Below are 15588 nucleotides of genomic sequence, written 5' to 3'. Positions count from 1 at the left end.
AGGCAGGAACCTCAGAGGCGAAGATGCGCTGTGCTGCCCGAGCGGGATCGTTCGCGGCACGCTGAAATTCGATGGGAGCATGTGGACGTTCGTGGACGATGCAGAGCCTCAAGAGGGCCATTCCGGACAGGGTCCTTGCCCAGTCTCGAATGCCCACCGCAGTGACTCCCGATCGCAGGAAACCCCTAACCGCCCTCCCCGACCTGGCCCGCCAAAGCGGGCCAGGCCTCCCCCTCAGAAGGTCAACGACCCTAGCCCCATGCCCGGGTCGCTGAAGCCCGTGCGGCCGTCTTCCATGCGCCCGCTGAAGCGGCGCAGGAAGCCTTCCACGCCTTGCGCGCGGACGCTGAAGTCGTACCAGTTGCAGCTGCTGCGCAGCGAGTAGCGCACTTCCCTGCGCTGGCCCGGCGGGACGGTGACGGTCTGGCTTTCGCCACGGAAGTAGACGTTGTCCTTGATCGTCAGCTTCAGCGGTTGGCGCCCACGGTTGATCAGTTGCACCTGCAGCCTGCCGAGCAGCGGCTGGTAGTCGATGCGCACTTCCGGCAGCGGTGCCTTGCGGTCCGCCGCGTCGCGGCGCAGGTTGCCGCGGAACACGCGCAGGAAGCCGTTCGGGCCGTGCACTTCCAGGTGGTAGTCGCCGCTGGCGTTGCCCGGGAAGCTGTCGTGCAGGCGGCGGTGCGCGCCAACGGTGTAGCGCTTGGGCGCGCTGACGCTGTCCAGCAGGTTGAACACCTGGAACACCGCGCCCGCCTTGCCGGTGTTGGCGAAGGTGAGGCTGAGGGCTTCCTCGCCTGCGCGGTAGCGGGCGTGCACGCCGAGTTCATAGGGCAGCGCGCGGGCGCGGCGGATGCCCATTTCCTGCACGGGCATGGCGGCCACGGCCGGCGGCTTGGGTTTCGGCAGCTTGATCTGGCTGGCGACGATGGCGTCGGCCTGGCTGGTGTCCGGCAGTCCCGGGAAGGCGCCGTCGTTGGGCTTGCTGAAGTCGAATGCCGAGGTCAGGTCGCCACACACGGCGCGGCGCCAGGGGCTGATGTTGGGCTCCATCACGCCGAAGCGCTGTTCGAGCAGGCGGATCACCGAAGTGTGGTCGAACACCTGGGAGTTGACCCAGCCGCCCTTGCTCCAGGGCGAGATCACGTACATGGGCACACGCGGGCCGAGGCCATAGGGCTGGTTGCGGTAGCGCGTGTCGCCCTTGGTGTGCCATTCGAGGGTGGCGTCGGCGGTGGTCTTGCCGTTCAGCGTGCCATCGGCGTTGAGGCTCGGCGCGGCCGGCGGCGCCATGTGGTCGAAGAAGCCGTCGTTCTCGTCGAACATCACCAGCAGCGCGGTCTTGCTCCACACCTCGGGGTTGGCGGTGAGCGCGTCCAGCACCCAGGCGGTGTACTCGGCGCCCCAGATCGGGCTCGACGGGCCGGGGTGCTCGGAGTACTTGGCCGGCGCCACGATCCACGACACCTGCGGCAGGGTGTTGGCCAGCACGTCGCGCTTGAGGGCGTCGAGCTTCCAGGTGCTGAGGCCGTTGACGATCAGGGGCGAGTCCGGCCCGGCAGCGCGGTACTGGCGAAAGCCGATCAGCGGGTTGTCGGAGAAGTTGTCCGCCATGTCCTGGTACACGCGCCAGCTGATGCCGGCGGCCTGCAGGCGCTCGGGGTAGGTGGTCCAGGTGTAGCCCTGCTCCACCGGGCCGTTGCTGTCGTGGTCGTTGGTGGTCACCGGGCCGCCGTGCTGGCCGAGCGGGTCGTTGGTACCGCTCCAGAGGAACAGGCGGTTGGGGTTGGTGCCGCCCTGGAAGGAGCAGTGGTAGGCGTCGCAGAGGGTGAAGGCGTTGGCCATCGCGAACTGGAAGGCGATGTCCTGTTCCTTGTAGTAGCCCAGGGAGCGCTCGGTCTTGGCCGGCAGCCACTTGTCCATGCGCCCTTCGTTCCAGGCCTGCTGGGCGTCGGGCCAGGTGTGCGGGGTGCCGTCCACACGCTGGGCGCTGGTGGTGCTGGTGTCGAAGTGGTACGGCAGGATCTCGCCCTTGCTGCCCTTCTGGTGCCACACGCGCTGGCCGTCGGGCAGCGGGATGGCCATGCGATCGCCGAAGCCGCGCACGCCCTTGAGGGTGCCGAAGTAATGGTCGAAGGAGCGGTTTTCCTGCATCAGGATCACCACATGCTCGACGTCCTTGAGGTTGCCGTGCCGGCGGTGCGCGGGGATCGCCAGCGCCGCCTGGATGCTGGCCGGCAGCAGGCTGCTGGCAACGGTGGCGCCGACCGTGCCGGCCGCCAGCTGGATGAAGCTTCTTCTGCTTTTCGAAATCATCGAGGAACTCACCAGGTCGTATGAGTGGCATAAGGCTGCTGAGAGCTTCCATGACGCCCGCAGGCTCACTCGGCAGCGAGATGTTCGAACCCAGGCGACGCTAGTGATGGAAAAAGACGCTTTGGTTTCAACACGCTTTGCAACAACTCTTCATGCCAACGGAATCACATTTCTGATGCATGTTTTTGGTCTAGGCCAGCTTTTACTTGACAGCCCCGCCCATAGACTCTTCCCCCGCTCTAGCCCGGGGCTCGCGATCCACCAACGCCCTGTAGCCCACGTGCACCGCCGCCTTCACCCATTCACCCGAGCGAGGCGGCCAAGTGCCACCGTGGTAGAGACCAATGGCGCCCACACAGGAGGCCTGCCTTCAGGCTGGTGGACGTACCGTCGGGTTGCACCCGACCTACAGGCCCTCTGTAGGGGCGACTTCAGTCGCCAAGCAGCCCGCTGGGTTGCCATAACCATGTGCCCGTCGGCTGCATCGTTTGGTGGATGAAAAGAGCGTCATCCACCCTACACATTGGTCAGCACCGTGGGTTGGGGCGACACCGTAGGATGGGTCGGGCGGCGCTCCGCGAGCGCAGCGAAACCCATCACCACAGATGCCGGGTTGCACCCGACCTACGCACGGCAAGCCATACCTGACCAGACTCGCGCCCACTACACTTGCAAGAGCCGGTTCGTTCAGCAGGTGCCCTCGGAGGTGATGTGATGTTCAAGCGTAATGCAGTGTTATCCGTGATTCTCGGCCTTGCCCTGGTCGGGTCGGCGCCGGCGCTGCTGGCCGACCCGGGCAACGGCAAAGGCAAACACGACAAGGGCGGCCAGCACGGCAACCAGGGCAACCAGGGCAACCAGGGCAACCAGGGACAGCATGGCCAGGACAACTGGCAGGGCAGCCCCTCGATCGACATCGGCGGCGTACGGATCATCCTCAACGACAACCGCGGCTACTGGAACCCCGGTCCCTCGCTGCCGCCCGGCATCCAGAAGAACCTGGCGCGGGGCAAACCGCTGCCACCGGGCATCGCCAAGAAGCTCGACGGCCGCCTGCTGGGCCGCCTGCCCCATTACGAGGGTTATGAGTGGCAGCAAGCCGGCACCGACCTGCTGCTGGTGACCATCGCCACGGGCGTGATCTACGAAGTCCTGCATGACGTGCTGGACTGAACCCTAGGGCGGGTGAAACCCGCGAAAACCATGGGGCTACGTGCCCGCCGACGGCCTCGCCTGGTGGATGAAAAGAGCGTCATCCACCCTACACATCGGTCAGCACCGTGGGTTGGGGCGACACCGTAGGATGGTGTAGAGCGCAGCGAAACCCATCACAGCAAATGCCGGGTTGCACACGCGCCCACCACAGCCCATGTAGGGGCGACTTCAGTCGCCAAGCAGCCCGCAGTGTTGCCATAACCATGTGCCCGTCGGCTGCATCGTTTGGTGGATGAAAAGAACGTCATCCACCCTACACATTGGTCAGCACCGTGGGTTGGGGCGACACTGTAGGATGGTGTAGAGCGCAGCGAAACCCATCACAGCAAACCGGGTTGCACCCGACCTACCGGCTAAAGCGTGCCCAGGAACGCTGAGAGCGCATCCTCGGGCTGGCTCCCCTCGGCGGCCGCACCAAGCAGCCTGCCGGACTGGAGCTCTGGTTTGGAGCGCACGAAGGCGATGAGCTGCTGCAGCTCAGCCTCGGTCAACGGACGCCCCAGGTAGGTTTCGGCGAATTGGATAATTGTGCTGAGCTGCTCGTCCATGAATCCGCTCCAAAGCAAGGATTGAAGCCAGCAATCTAGACGCGGATCCACAGACTCGCCAGCAGGATTTACTGGGCACAACCGAACCGGGTAGCCGGCATGGAGGCCCATGCGCGCTCGATTCGGTGACTGCAGAATGCTCGTGTTATGCGGGGTCGAGGATGAAAGCCGCGGATAGGGATAAAAACGAAAGTGGAGCCGTCGGCATGCAGGCAAGGCGACGCCTGCCCGCGTGCTTCCGATGCTGGGCACCCGCTTGCGATCAGCAGCGGGCGCTCACCAGCGAAGGTCCGGTCAGATGAAGGCTTGACGGGCCTTGCCACGCGGCAGGCGATTGCGACCAGGCATCTGCGCCAGGCGCTGCTGCCATTCGGCGCGGGCCGATTTGACGGAAGCGGGCTGCGCCACTTCGGCAACGACGACAGTTGCGGGTTTTGCAGGCTTGGCAGGAATAGCGGAAGCAACGGAGGCTTGCGCAGCGACCGGTGCCGCAGCAGCCTTTTCGGCCTTGGCGGCGGCCCGCAGCTCGGCGAGGCTCGGGGTTTTGCGTACGGGTTCTACGGCCTGTTTCTCGATGGAGCGGAGGCAGAGCTTGCAGGACACCTGGGCGGTATCAGCGCTGCTGTTCTGGCTCGTGGCGGCGCGGCCGCAGGCGGCGGTCTCTGGAGAGGAGGAGTAGTGAATTACCAACGTGTTGTCTCCTGATTTTGGGGCGCGGGATTCTACACGGGCATCCAGGCTGCATGAACCACAGATGACCAGCGGCCCCAATGGCGCAGTCGGCCCCTTCCCCTCCTCCGTTCGCCCCTAGACAGACGCCTGCAGCAATTGCGCGATCTTTTTACGCAGCTCGCCATGCACGTTCTCGTCATAGGGCGGCGCGTTCTTCCAGTCGTAGAACCACACGGGCATGCGGCGCTTCTCTTCGGGCTCCGTGGGGTAGCGCGGGAACAGGTGGCAGTGCAGCTCCGGCTCGGAGTTGCCGAGAATCTCGTAGTTCATGCGCGCGGCGCCGGTGGCCTGCAGCACCGCATCGCCGATACGGGCCATGTCGAGCAGATACTGGGTCCTGGCCTCGATATCCAGGTCGTTGAGGCTCGGCACCACCGGGTCGGGCAGCAGCAGGCAATAGCCGGTGAGGAACTGCACGTCCCCCATCACCGCCCAGCCGGATGGCATGCGGCAGATCACCTTGTCATTAGTGCCGTTGCGGGCCATTTCCACACGCTGTGAAATCAGGGACATCGGTCGTCCTTACTGCTGATGGGGTCGGCGATGCATGGACCAGGCCTGCGCACCGGGGGCTGGAGTAAACCACTGGCAGCGGCCAGCAGGGAACCCCCGCACCGCTCAAGCACGGGCATTGGCGCGAATCAAACGAGGCGCTTCTGGAAGTAGAAGCGCGTGTGCCCCGGCGGGAAGTCGGCGATCTCGCCGAACGCGGTATAGCCGTGCTTCTGGTAGAAGTCCGGCGCCTGGAAATCGAAGGTGTCCAGCCAGATGCCGACGCAGCCCTTCTCGCGGGCGGCCTCTTCGGCCATGACCATCAGCCGCGACCCCGTACCCTGCCCCTGGGCCTGTTCGGGGATGGCCAGCAGCTCGATGTACAGCCAGCCATAGAAGATCTCGCCGTAGAGCCCACCGATGACCTCATCGCTGTGCTCGTCACGCACCAGCAGGGCCAGGGTGGCGCGCTGCGGGTCCCCGGCGCTGGCCGTGTTATGGGCCCGGAGCGGCCTGAGGATGGCCGCGCGGTCTTCCTCGCTGGGGGTTGCCGTGATGTCGATGCGGGGGCTCATGGGCTAGTCCTTTAGAGGCTATTCATGGGGTTGCGAGCGGCTCTTCCACGAGCCGCGGCGGGCCACTATGTCGGGCCGTGCGTTGGCGCGCAATGGTCCCGTATCGCTGCGCCTCTCTACGCCACCTCTGCCGGCATAAGCTGGCAGACCACCCGGTTGCGCCCCTCCTCCTTGGCCCTGTAGAGCATGGCGTCGGCCGTCGCAAGCAGGTCCCCCGGTTCGCAGCGGTCGGTGCCACTGACGCTGACCGCACCGATGCTCACCGAAACCACCGTGCCGGCCTGGGAGTGGCCGTGGGGAATGGCCAGGGCCACCACCGCCTGGCGCAACTGCTCCAGCAGGGGCGCGGGGTCTTCGCAGGCCGGCAGCAGGATCGCGAACTCCTCGCCGCCATAACGCGCCGCCAGGTCATAGGGGCGGCGCATGGCGCTCTGCAGCACATCCGCCACCGAGCACAAGGCCGTGTCGCCGGCCGCATGCCCGTAGTGGTCGTTGAACGGCTTGAAGAAGTCGACATCCAGCAACGCGACGCTCAAGGGGCTCCTGTCCCTGCTGGCCTTGCGGCAGGCCACCCGCAGCGCTTCGTCGAGGGTGCGCCGATTGGCGATGCCGGTCAGGCCGTCGAGCCGGGCCAGCCGCTCCAGGGCCTGCTCGGCGTCACGCCGCACCGTGATGTCGTGCAGCGTCAGCACCGCGCCCTGCTCGGGATCGTCCACATCCAGCAGCTTGAACTGCAGGGTGAACCAGCGGGTGCGCCCATCCTTGCGCAGCAGCTCGCAATCGCCGACGTAGGTGCCGCCGCGCAGCAGCACCGGCATGAAGAAGGACGCCTCCTGCTCGAAGGCCTTGTCGCTGGTGAAGATCACCCGCGTCGACTTGCCCGTCAGCTCACGGGGGCCGTAGCGGAACATCTGCTCGAAGCTGGCGTTGCAACGCAGGATCACGCGCTGGCGGATGAAGGCGATACCGGTGAGGGAGTTGTCGAAGATCGCCTGCTGCTCCAGCAGCGCCTGGTCCAGGTGCAGGGTGCGGCGCGCCACCTCGTCTTCCAAGGCCTCACGCAGGGCGATTTCCTGGCGCTGGTACGCATCCAGCCGCGTCTGCGCATCCTCCAGGGTGCCGGCCAGCACGCTGAGCTCGTCGTTCGCGCGCCGGTCTTCCTCCGTCACCAGCGGCAGCAGGCCCGCCGCCCCTGGGCTGAAGCCACTCAACAAGCTGCTGAGGCGGGTCAGCCGGCGCGTCACCAGCCAGTGGAACAGCCACAGCAATGCGATGGAGAACACGAACGCCTTCACCCCCTGGGTGAGGACGACGATCAGCCCGCGATCCAGGGTCCGCTGGTAGACCAGGGCCAGGTTGGGCAGCACCCGTAGTTGGCCGACTACCACTGTGCGTGGGCCCAGGTCGTACTCCAGGGGGAACGCCTTCACGCCCTCCTTGCCGTCGAGGCTTTCGCCAATGGCCAGGCGCTGCTCATCGGTGCGCCCGTAGCGCAGCTCTGCGGCAGCCACCCAGGGCGAGCCCACCAGCCCCTTGAGCTGCGCCTCCACCAGAGGGCGGTCGAAGTTCCAGGCGGCCGCCGCGAGCCCTTGCAGATGGCTGTCGCGGACGAAATTCAGGTGCTCTTCGAGGTCCGCCAGGTCACGTCGATAGTCGAGATACAGCTGCACGGACGTCGCCAGTACCGCGTTGATTGCACTGATCAGCAGCACCCAGGCCAGCATCCGCCTCGCCAGGGGGCGAACCGGTGTTTCAGGGTTGCGCGAAAGGCTTGTGTTCAACGAGAGCTTGCTCATAACTCTGGCGCTCTTCTAGGGGGAGATAGTCGATCAACATGTCTATCCAGGGGGGGCGTGGCCCGGCCTTGACCAGCTGCGCATCGATGTCGCGGATCACCCGCTCGCCCCACTCGCTGCGCACGCAGGCGATGTAGCCAAGCGTGTAGGGCGGGTCACCCGCCACCGCCAGCTGCCGCAGCGCGGTACCGGCCATTTCCGGGTGCTGCCGCTGGTACCAGCCCACCTCCAGCGGGTAGGCGAACAGGTAGTCGATCCAGCCAGCCGCCAACTGCTGCAGCGGCGCCCCGAAGTTGACGCCGGCCTTGAGCAGCTGCGGCGGGTAGCCCACCTCGCGCAGCGCGGCGTTGATCTTCGGGGAATACCCACGCCGCTCGCTGACGGCGGTAACCAGCTGGGTATCGGCGAGCAACCGGCGCACATCCACCCGCCCCGCGCCATCGACGTAAGGGGCCACCTGGGGGATGCGGTCCTCGCGGACCAGCACTTTCTGGGCCGACAGGAAGAACACCGGACGGCTAAACAGCATGGCCTTCTCGCGCCCGGGCAACTTGAGCGTGGTGGAGTGGCACACCGGCTCGCCACGCTCCATCAGCGCATAGGCACGCGCGAAGCTGGCTTCCTCGAATTCATGGTGGTACTGCGGCATGTGTTGCTGCAGGTAGCGCAGCATGTCGGCGGCGATGCCCGGGCCGGGCATCTGCGGCCCCACCTCGGTAAAGGGAGGGAAATCGTTGATCAACCAGCGCAGGCGCTCCCCATCGGCATTGGCGGCGCTTACGGCGAACAACAAGCAGCAACCCAGGATTCGAGCCAGCACGACCACAACCCTCTCCAAGGAGGTGTTGTTCCAGTAAAGCAAAGCGAAGCGGCTTGCGCGAACCAAGGCCCCAAAGCCTTGGCGCCTGACGCTGCGGCGCGTCCGGTTTTCGCCAGGCCCTGGCCGCAGCTGGGTTAACATGCCGCGCCGAAAATCCCACGCCCTGGCCGATTATGTCCTCCAACGCGCTGTACACCGACCTGTCCTCCTACTACGACCTGATGTGCGCCGACATCGACTACCAGGCGCAAAGCCACTGCGTGCGCCGCCTGCACCAACTGTTCGGCACCCCGGGGCGTCGGCACCTGGACCTGGCCTGCGGCACCGGCCCGCATGTGCGCCACTTCCTCGATTTCGGATATCGCAGCGCCGGCCTGGACATCAACCAGCCCATGCTCGACCTCGCCCAGCAGCGCTGCCCGGACGCGCAGTTCAGCTGCCAGGACATGGCCAGCTTCCGCGTCGACGAGCCCCAGGACCTGATCACCTGCTTCCTCTACTCCATCCACTACAACCCCGGGCTGGAGCAGCTGCGCGCCTGCCTGGCCAGCATCCACGCCGCGCTGGCGGAGGGCGGCGTGTTCTGCTTCAACACGGTGGACAAGGGGCAGATCGACAACCGCTCCTTCGTGCGCCACAGCGCGGAGCACGACGGTAGCCAGTTCAGCTTCGGCTCCGGCTGGTACTACAGCGGCGAAGGCGAGCGCCAGGCACTGCGCCTGAGCATCGAGAAAACCACCGCCGGCATCACCCAGAGCTGGCAGGACGAACACCCCATGGTCGCCCTGACCTTCGCCGAGCTGCAGCAGTTGTTGCAGCCGCACTTCGAGGTGCAGGTGTTCGAGCACGACTACGAGCGGATCACCCCCTGGGCTGGCACCTCCGGCAATGCCCTGTTCGTCTGCGTGAAGCGCTGAGCGTCACCGCCGCTACGGAAGCAGGCCTGAGGCCCAGGCGGTCTGGTCGAGCAATACCGGCGGGGGAAATGGACCGTAGATTGCCCGTCGCGCCGGGCTCAAGACTGAGGAAGGCGCGGCTGCAGTGACTATTCCTGTACACCAACGCCCGCCTCCAGCAGAGGCAGGCATTCATGCGCAGCGGCTTACTTCACGCTGTACTCGCGGCCCCACAGGCGCACGGCCTTGGGCCCTTCCACCGGGCCCTGGAACACGAACCGCTGCCGTACGCCGGTTTTCGGCGGCACGGTGACTTCCTCGGGGTTTTCCATGGGCACCAGATTGCTGGAGTAGTCATCCTGATCGATAGCCAGCAAAGCGCCGTTGTGCAGCAGGTTGATCAGGCGCACGGGCTTTTCGGTGAGGTTCTTGAAGCCCAGCAAGGCGCCGAAGTTCTCGTCGGTGGTATCGACCTTGAGCAGCTTGACCTCGACCTTGCCTTCCAACTGGTCGAGCTGGGAGATGACGATGGCACCGTCCGCGCCCTGGGCGGATTCGCGGCCTTCGGTGATGCCCTGAGAGGCGCCACCCAGCAGGTTCTTGCCGGCGGAGATGGCGGTGGAAACGGCAGCCTTGGCCGACTCCTTCAGGGTGCTGGCGTCTTCCGCCGGCTCTTCGGCCCACACCGTGGTCGCGCCCAGCAGCAGCGCCAATGCCACGCCAATCCTTGAACTGTTGCCCATGCTCGTTGCTCCTTTGTCTGCGCCGTACGGCCGCGGATTCCTGGGCAGCTTTTTAGCATAGGCGCCGTCCGAAAACAGCCGAGCATGCAGCGCTTTTGACGTTGGGCCTCGCTGCGCTCGACACCAACCTACGACGCTGCCCTCAACCACGTGCTGAGCGATGGGTAGGGTGGATGGCGCTCTTCTCATCCACCAAGCGATGCCACCAGGGGCACCCTGTCAGGGCAGCCCTGCGGCCTGCTTGGCGACTGAAGTCGCCCCGACAGGTCGAGGCAAGGTGTTAGGTCAATAATCCCTCAATATGGTTACTTCGATCGGCAATAACCAAGCACCCTTTAATCTCGTTATTTTCACACTTATTTCACATCAACCCTACACTTTCACCACAACTTCCGATGAATTAAAAACCCTTTAAACAAACTTCCACCAAAGGCGAATACCACTCGTCGCTTCGCTGAAGACTCGCCCACTGCGCCTGACTATAAACAGCACAGGCATATTGATATCACTGCCGACATCCAACTGAGAAAATGGACTTATTTGATACAGATTCGCCCCTGCACGAATAAATGCGACGGGCCGTTCACGGCATTAAAACGGGGCCAGGCCCACACTTCAGTTAGCACCCGGCAGGCATGCAAGATCGTAACGCCAATCAGTGGCAGTCAGGACCGGGAGAGTCGTCATGTCCATCCGCAATCTGCGTGTCGCCACCCGCATCAACGTGGGTTTCGCCGCTCTGGTAATGCTGCTGGTGGCCGTGGGCGCTGGGTCGCTGCGGCAGATGCAGGGCATGCACGGCAGTTCAGGGGAGGTCGAGGGAAACTGGCTTCCCAGCATCATCGCCATCAGCCACCTCGACCAGGCCACTTGGCAGATACGCGCTTCGACACTTCGGGCGCTGGCGTCCTTCGACACCACTACGGCGACAAAACTGGACAATGAAAAGGCCGAACTTGCACGCGCCGGCGACACCTATCGAGGTTATATATCCAGCCCCGAAGAGCAGCCCCTGCACAACAGGTTCGACGCGGACCTGAGAAACTACCTCAGCCTTCAAAACCCGATTATCGAGCACCTGTCCGCCAACCAACTTGCCGACGCCGAACAACTCGTCAACCAGAAGTTGAATGAACAAGGCCACTTAATGAACACGGACTTGGCCGCGCTGACGAAGTTGAATGAGGACGGCGCCAAAAATGCGGCACCGGCCAGTTCATCCGCTTACCAGCGGGCCAATCTGCTGGTGGGCTTCACTCTCGCCGGCGCGGTGCTGATGGCGCTGGTGCTGCCCCGCAGCATCGTCCGCCCCCTGTCCCGGGCCGTGCAGGTCGCCAGTGCGGCGGAACAGCAGGCGGCCGTCGCCCGGGAAGTCGACCGCAGCCTGGTGAACATCCGTGACCTGTCGCGCCTGGCGGTGGAGCTCAATGCCGTGGTCGCCTCGTTCCGGCTCTAGACAAGGACAGCCGCAAGGCGATGCAAGAGGATACGGATATGTCGGAACCCCACAACAAGATCGGGCTGCGCCGATGGCTCTGGCGGGCCTACGTGCAGAGCGCGCTGTTGCCCCTGGTGCTGGTGGAGACCGTGCTGATCGCCTGCTACCTGCTCAGCAACCAGGCCATCCGCGACGCCCAGGTGCAGTACCTGGAGCAGAACGCGATGGACAGCCTCAGCGCCACGGCGGACCAGAACGCCCAGAGCATCCAGGACCACCTGGGCCACATCGCCGCCAACACCGACCTCTTCGCCCACATAGTCGAGCAGGCCCTGGCCAACCCCGCCCACACGCCGCCGGAGCGCTTCGCCACCACTGCCGATGGCGCGCGCTACAGCCCGCGCAACCTCGGCGGCGCGGCCTCCTTCTACTCCGCCGCCACGCCCCTGGAGAAGCAGGACCTGGGCAAGGTCGGCAGCCTGGCGTCGCTCGATTCGCTCATGGAGGAGATGAAGAACCACCAGCCCCTGGTGGCCAGCCTCTACTTCAACAGCTGGGACAACTACAACCGCATCTTCCCCTGGTTCGAGACGCAGAAGCAGTATCCCCACGACATGCGCATCCCCGAGTACAGCTTCTATTACCTGGCGGATGCGGCGCATAACCCGGGGCGCCTGCAACGCTGGACCGACGTCTACCTCGACCCGGCCGGCCAGGGCTGGATGACCTCCTCCATCTCCCCTGTGTACCGCGGCGACTTCCTCGAAGGCGTGGTGGGCATGGACGTCACGGTGGGCGGCATCCTCGAGGAGATATCCCGGCTCCACATCGGCTGGGGCGGCTACCTGGTCCTGGTGGGCCCGGACATGAACATCCTGGCCCTCCCCCACGCCGCCGAGCACGACTTCGACCTGCAGGAGCTGACCGGCCACGTCCCACAGGAAGCCGTGAAAAGCGAGCGCTTCAAGCCGGCCGACTTCAACCTGGGCATGCGCCCGGATACGGCCGACCTGGCCAAGACGCTGGCCAAGGCGCCGAACGGCCGCGCCGAGATCGACCTGAAGGGGCGCACACACCTGGTGGCCTGGAACGAGATCCAGCCCTCGGGGTGGCGCCTGGTGGCCCTGGCGGACAGAAGCGAGGTGATGGCCGCCACCAACAACCTCGCCGGGCACTACCGACATATCGGCTACCTGCTGATCGCCGGGCTGGTCGGCTTCTACCTGTGCTTCTTCACCTACATGTGGCTGCGCGCCCGCCACCTGAGCCACCGGCTGCGTGACGCCATCGATGGCATCGCCGACATGCTGCGGCAGATCGGCCTCGGCCAGTGGCAGCCGAGACGCGCCGAATCCCCCATTCTCGAGCTGGACCGGATGGCCGAATCGGTGCTGGTGATGGGGCAACAGCTGGGCATCAGCGAAAACCAGCGCAACGCCGCGCAGCAACGCCTGGAGCTGGTCGCCGAAAGCGTCACCGCCGGGCTCTGGGAGTACGACCTGGAACAGGACCGCCTGCACCTCCGGGGAGAGTTCGTTGCGCGCTTCAACCTGCCCGGTTGCGAACTCCTGCGCCACCGGCTGCCCCCCCACATCCACCCCGATGATGCGCCGCGCCTGGACTCGGCCCTGAACGCCCTGCGCCTGGGCGTCATCAGCCGCATCGACCTGGAGCTGCGCTTCCTCGCCCCCGACGGCTCGGAGGTGTGGATGCTGTGCCGCGGGCGCAAGCTCGAACTCGAAGGCGAGGCCACCCACACGTTGGTGGCCGGCACCTTCGTCGACATCGAAAAGCTCAAGCAGGTGGAGGAAGACCTGCTCCAGCGCACCCGCGAGGCCCAGGCGGCCAGCCAGGCCAAGTCGCGTTTCATCTCCAGCATCAGCCACGAGCTGCGCACACCGCTGAACGCCATCCACGGCTTCGCCCAGTTGATGCACATGCAGGCGACCCAGACGGGCGCAGACACCCAGTCGCTGGACGAGATACTCCTGGCCAGCGGTCATCTCTCCCAACTGGTGGACGACCTGCTCGACTGGTCCAGCCTCCAGGCCGAGGCTCCCAAGCTGACCCTGCGCCCGGTGAATGCCGGGCGGATGATGCACGAGTGCGCGGAGATGGTGCGCGGGCAGGCCGAGACCGTCGGCCTGGAGCTGCAGGTGCGGCTGCCCGAGGCCCCCACGCACGTGATGGCGGACAGCAGGCGCCTGCGCCAGGTGCTGATCAACCTGCTGTCGAACGCCATCAAGTACAACCGCCCCGGCGGGCGCCTGCTGCTGGGCGTCGAGCCTTGCGATGAGCACCTGCGCATCTATGTGGAGGACGGCGGCGAGGGGGTCGATCCGGCCCTGCAGGGGGAGCTGTTCGAACCCTTCCAGCGCCTGGGCAAGGAAAACACCGCGATCAAGGGAACGGGCATCGGCCTCTCGCTGTGCCGCGAGCTCGCGGAACTGATGCAGGGTCGCATGGGCCTGCACAGCGAACTCGGCGTGGGCAGCCGCTTCTGGATCGAGCTGCCCCTCGCGAATACGCCCTCCAGCGTCGGCCGCGTGGAGCGCTCGGGGCGACCGAGGGTCATCCACCTGGATGACGACGAGCCCAGCCGACGGAGGGTCGCCAGGGCCCTGGCCGGCGTCGCCGACGTCGCCTCGCTGGACCACGGCGGGCAACTGGCCGAGGCGCTGCAGCAAGGCCTGCCGGACATGCTCCTCGTGGACCTCGGCGTGGATGGTGCCTCCGCGATCAGCCAGCTCAACGGCATCGAAGGCGGGGCCGATGTGCCCGTCGTCATGCTCACCGCAAAACCCGACCCTTCGTGGTTGAGCTTCTATGCTTTCAGAGCCGTGCTGTTGAAACCGATAGACGTCGAGGAGCTGCGCGAACTGGCGAGTTCGCTGCTGGTCAAGGAGGAGCCTCATGTTCACTAGCATCCCCAAGGAAACCCGCATCGTCATCATCGACGACATCACCGCCAACATGCGCCTACTGGAATCCAGTACCCGGGCCTTCGGGCTGCATCACGTCCAGGGCTTCAGCGACTCGGCCGAAGGCCTGGAATGGCTGATCCACAACCCCTGGGACCTGCTGATACTCGACCTGGACATGCCCGCCCCGGACGGCTTCGAGATCCTCCGGCGCCTCGGCGACAGGAACCGCTCGCGCCGGCCCGTCATCATCCTCACCGCGCTCGGCGACCCGGAGAGCCGGCGCCGCGGCTTCGAACTGGGCGCCAACGACTACCTGACCAAACCGGTGGACCTGCCCGAGCTGCTGCTGCGCATCCGCAACTGCCTGCAGCTCGCCTACGCCACCGAGCACCTGGAGAACATGAATCAGGACCTCGAAGCCAAGGTGCGCACCCGCACCGCGCAGTTGAAGGAAAGCTACCGCGCCGGCATCCGCGCGCTGAGCCGCGCGGCCTGCTACCGCGACAACGACACCGGCGACCACATCCTGCGCATCGGCGAATCCGCCGCCCTGCTGGCCGCCACCATCGGCATGCCCGAAAGCTGGTGCGAGACGCTGCGCCTGGCTGCCCCGATGCACGACCTGGGCAAGATCGGCATCGCCGACAGCATCCTGCTCAAGGAGGGGCCGCTGACGCTGGAGGAGCGCACCGCCATGATGGAGCATCCGCGCATCGGCTATTCGATCCTGCATGAGGAAGGCGGCACCGAGCTCATCGACATGGCCGCGGAGATCGCCTACTGCCACCACGAGAAATGGGACGGCAGCGGCTACCCCCGGGGCCTGGCCGGCGACGCCATCCCCCTCGCCGCCCGCATCGTCGCGCTTTGCGACGTCTACGACGCCCTGCGAATGGACCGGCCCTACAAGCGCGCCTGGAGCCCCGAACGCGCCCGGGCGCACATCCTCGAGCAATCGGGGCGGCACTTCGACCCGCAACTGGTCGAGGCGCTACAGACCCGCTTCGCCGACATCGAAGCCCTGCTGGAAGACCGCGAAGCCCTGCACGCCCACATCGTTTGAGCGGCTGCGCATAACGGCTGAAGGCAACCCCCA

At 65.6% G+C, this 15588-nt stretch carries 13 protein-coding genes; 5 read left to right on the top strand and 8 right to left on the bottom strand.

Annotation, left to right across the window (positions count from 1 at the left end; all coding sequences use genetic code 11):
- Positions 1–234 precede the first annotated feature (234 nt).
- The gene (locus RTW82_RS18975; RefSeq protein ID WP_316926048.1) at positions 235–2313 is read right to left on the bottom strand and encodes a phosphocholine-specific phospholipase C; all 2079 of its coding nucleotides are present in this window, start codon (positions 2311–2313) and stop codon (positions 235–237) included.
- Between the two features lie 714 nt (positions 2314–3027).
- On the opposite strand from RTW82_RS18975, the gene RTW82_RS18970 reads away from it, so the two are divergent.
- Positions 3028–3486: an anti-virulence regulator CigR family protein gene (locus RTW82_RS18970; RefSeq protein WP_316926047.1), complete on the top strand. Its 459-nt coding sequence runs from the start codon at positions 3028–3030 to the stop codon at positions 3484–3486.
- Positions 3487–3881: 395 nt separating this feature from the next.
- Here RTW82_RS18970 and RTW82_RS18965 read toward each other — a convergent pair whose 3' ends face one another.
- The 6 genes from RTW82_RS18965 to RTW82_RS18940 form a co-directional block, all read right to left on the bottom strand.
- Positions 3882–4076 (bottom strand): hypothetical protein, encoded by a 195-nt coding sequence (locus RTW82_RS18965; protein WP_184490039.1) that lies wholly within the window; start codon positions 4074–4076, stop codon positions 3882–3884.
- Positions 4077–4370: 294 nt separating this feature from the next.
- Complete coding sequence (locus RTW82_RS18960) at positions 4371–4766, bottom strand: hypothetical protein (protein ID WP_316926046.1); 396 nt, start codon at positions 4764–4766, stop codon at positions 4371–4373.
- A 117-nt stretch (positions 4767–4883) separates the two neighbouring features.
- Positions 4884–5321 (bottom strand): HIT family protein, encoded by a 438-nt coding sequence (locus RTW82_RS18955; protein ID WP_021220176.1) that lies wholly within the window; start codon positions 5319–5321, stop codon positions 4884–4886.
- Positions 5322–5449: 128 nt separating this feature from the next.
- Positions 5450–5875: a GNAT family N-acetyltransferase gene (locus RTW82_RS18950; protein ID WP_043245332.1), complete on the bottom strand. Its 426-nt coding sequence runs from the start codon at positions 5873–5875 to the stop codon at positions 5450–5452.
- A 116-nt stretch (positions 5876–5991) separates the two neighbouring features.
- On the bottom strand, positions 5992–7599 hold the full coding sequence (locus tag RTW82_RS18945; RefSeq protein WP_316926045.1) for a diguanylate cyclase domain-containing protein: 1608 nt from the start codon (positions 7597–7599) through the stop codon (positions 5992–5994).
- Positions 7600–7627: 28 nt separating this feature from the next.
- On the bottom strand, positions 7628–8464 hold the full coding sequence (locus tag RTW82_RS18940; protein ID WP_158480982.1) for a TIGR02285 family protein: 837 nt from the start codon (positions 8462–8464) through the stop codon (positions 7628–7630).
- Positions 8465–8664: 200 nt separating this feature from the next.
- Here RTW82_RS18940 and RTW82_RS18935 point away from each other — a divergent pair, with 200 nt between their 5' ends.
- Positions 8665–9408: a class I SAM-dependent DNA methyltransferase gene (locus RTW82_RS18935; RefSeq protein WP_184490050.1), complete on the top strand. Its 744-nt coding sequence runs from the start codon at positions 8665–8667 to the stop codon at positions 9406–9408.
- Positions 9409–9593: 185 nt separating this feature from the next.
- Here the strand turns inward: RTW82_RS18935 and RTW82_RS18930 are convergent, their stop codons facing one another.
- Positions 9594–10130, bottom strand: a complete 537-nt coding sequence (locus RTW82_RS18930) for a hypothetical protein (RefSeq protein ID WP_031287997.1) — start codon at positions 10128–10130, stop codon at positions 9594–9596.
- A gap of 685 nt (positions 10131–10815) precedes the next feature.
- Here RTW82_RS18930 and RTW82_RS18925 point away from each other — a divergent pair.
- Genes RTW82_RS18925 through RTW82_RS18915 form a run of 3 tightly spaced genes read left to right on the top strand, consistent with a single transcriptional unit; the run spans position 10816 to position 15555 of the window.
- Positions 10816–11586, top strand: a complete 771-nt coding sequence (locus RTW82_RS18925) for an MCP four helix bundle domain-containing protein (RefSeq protein ID WP_316926044.1) — start codon at positions 10816–10818, stop codon at positions 11584–11586.
- A gap of 38 nt (positions 11587–11624) precedes the next feature.
- Complete coding sequence (locus RTW82_RS18920; RefSeq protein ID WP_316926043.1) at positions 11625–14492, top strand: ATP-binding protein; 2868 nt, start codon at positions 11625–11627, stop codon at positions 14490–14492.
- The gene (locus RTW82_RS18915) at positions 14482–15555 is read left to right on the top strand and encodes an HD domain-containing phosphohydrolase (RefSeq protein ID WP_316926042.1); all 1074 of its coding nucleotides are present in this window, start codon (positions 14482–14484) and stop codon (positions 15553–15555) included. The genes RTW82_RS18920 and RTW82_RS18915 overlap by 11 nt, the downstream gene beginning before the upstream one ends.
- Positions 15556–15588: the final 33 nt, after the last annotated feature.

The sequence above is a fragment of the Pseudomonas sp. zfem005 genome, from assembly GCF_032621735.1.
Classification (GTDB): Bacteria; Pseudomonadota; Gammaproteobacteria; order Pseudomonadales; family Pseudomonadaceae; genus Metapseudomonas; species Metapseudomonas solani.
Note: the sequence above shows the minus strand (reverse complement) of the source record. Positions and strands in the feature narration are given on the sequence as shown.